At 70.9% G+C, this 1319-nt stretch carries 1 protein-coding gene; it reads right to left on the reverse strand.

The window, feature by feature from the left end; all coding sequences use genetic code 11:
- A partial coding sequence (locus ACIQU6_RS44910) for a beta-ketoacyl reductase (RefSeq protein ID WP_403488539.1) occupies positions 1 to 1319 on the reverse strand: 1319 nt, incomplete at both ends.

Below are 1319 nucleotides of genomic sequence, written 5' to 3' on the forward strand. Positions count from 1 at the left end.
GCCATCCGGTCAGCCGCCAAAGCATCCAAGAAGGCGTTACCAGCCGCATAGTTGGCCTGACCCGCACCACCGAACACACCCGCCACAGAAGAGAAAACGACGAACGCATCCAGGTCCAGACCCCCAGTGGCCTGATGCAGATTCCACGCACCATCCACCTTCGGACGCAACACCGCAGCCAACCGCTCCGGCGTCAACGAACCCACCACACCGTCATCCAACACACCCGCCGTATGCACCACCGCACTCAACGGACGCACAGCAGGGATGGAATCAACCAGCCCCGCCACGGCGTCACGATCGGCGACATCACACGCCACCACCGACACCTCAACAGCACCCAACGACTCCAACTCGGCAACCAACTCCGCCGCACCCACAGCCCCAGCACCAGACCGACTGGTCAACACCAGATTGCGAACACCATACGCACGCACCAAATGCCGGGCCAACACCCCACCCAGACCACCGGTACCACCCGTCACCAACACCGTTCCGTCCGCGGACCACCGCGTGTGGGTGGTCGTGGGGCCGGTGGTGCGGGTGAGGCGGGCGGCATGGGCGTGGCCGGCACGGAGGAGGAGTTGGGGTTCGTCGAGGGTGAGGGCTCGGCCGAGTGCGGTGGTGGAGGCGGGTGCGGTGTCGAGGTCGAGGAGGGTGAAGGTGTCGGGGTTCTCGGTCTGGGCGGAGCGGATCAGGCCCCAGACCGCGGCGGCGGCCGGGTCGGTGGCGGGTGCGTCGTCGGTGGCGATGGCTCCCTGGGTGACGAAGACCAGTCGGGAGCCGGCCGGGCGGTCCGCGGCCAGCCACTGTTGGGCGAGGGCCAGGGCGTGGCCGGCGAGGGTGTGCGCGCGCTGCGCGGTGTCACCGTCGAAGGGAGTGGTGAGGGGGGCGAGGACCGTGGTGGGTGGGGCGGTGTCGGCGGCCAGGAGGTCGGCGAGGGTGGCGTGGTGCGCGGTGGCCTGGTCGCCGAGGGCCTCGGCGAGGTCGGCGGTGTCCGGGCCCAGGAGGGTCAGCGGCGTGGGTGTGCCGGTGTCGGGGAGTGGGATCGGGGTCCAGTCGAGGTGGAAGAGCGCGTCGTGGGAGTGGGTGGCGTCGGTGGTCAGTTGGTCGGCGTCCACGGGGCGGGCGAGGAGTCGGGTGATGGTGGTGACGGGGTTGCCGGCCGGGTCGACGGCGGCCAGGGAGAGGGCGTTGGGGCCGGCGGGGGCGAGGCGGACGCGTAGTGCGGTGGCGCCGGTGGCGTGCAGGGTCGCGCCTTCCCAGGCGAACGGCAGGCCGGTGTTGCCGTCGTCGGTGAGGAGGGCGGCGTGCAGGGC

Origin of the sequence: Streptomyces sp. NPDC090442 (genome assembly GCF_044769405.1) — a bacterium.
In the GTDB taxonomy this organism is placed as follows: domain Bacteria; phylum Actinomycetota; class Actinomycetes; order Streptomycetales; family Streptomycetaceae; genus Streptomyces.